This window comes from Vibrio sp. 1641 (genome assembly GCF_033339995.1).
GTDB lineage: Bacteria > Pseudomonadota > Gammaproteobacteria > Enterobacterales > Vibrionaceae > Vibrio > Vibrio alginolyticus.
Genome location: NZ_JAWOVP010000414.1, coordinates 1 through 557, shown reverse-complemented (window position 1 = coordinate 557; position 557 = coordinate 1). Strand labels below are relative to the sequence as shown.

Sequence of the window (557 nt, the reverse complement as noted above, 5' to 3'; positions counted from 1 at the left end):
AATCATTCTTGCGGTATTCCCTATGATGGCTGGTTTGCCAGACGCGCAGCTGTACTTCAACTTGGCCTTCTTCGTGGTTATGGTATCGCTGATCGTTCAGGGCGGTACGCTGACCAAAGCGATGTCGCTTGCCAAGGTTGAGTTGCCACCAAAGCCCGAGCCAATCTCTCGCACTGGTGTGGAGATTTACCCAACCAGTGAGTGGGAACTGTTTATTTACCGATTGAAAGCGGATAAATGGTGCATTGGCGAACCGCTGCGTAGTTTGTCGATGCCTGAAGGTACGCGCATTGCGGCTGTTTTCCGTAATCAAGAACTGCTTCACCCATCGGGCAGTACCAGGTTGGAAGAAGACGATACCCTATGTGTATTGGCTCAAGAGAAAGACTTAGCTGCACTGAGCTTGTTGTTCAGTGAAGCGCCGGAGAAAGCCTCTCTGACTCGTTTCTTTGGTGATTTCTTCTTAGATATCGAAGTGAAACTGGCCGACGTGGCGATGATGTAAGGTTTGAATTTGGGCGATGCACTGCAAGATCAAACCCTTAGCCATATTCTTG

General features: G+C 49.4%; 1 pseudogene. It reads left to right on the top strand.

Annotation, left to right across the window (positions count from 1 at the left end):
* Positions 1-502: pseudogene (locus R7Z47_RS26295) on the top strand (TrkA C-terminal domain-containing protein); the annotation flags it as partial.
* Positions 503-557 lie beyond the last annotated feature (55 nt).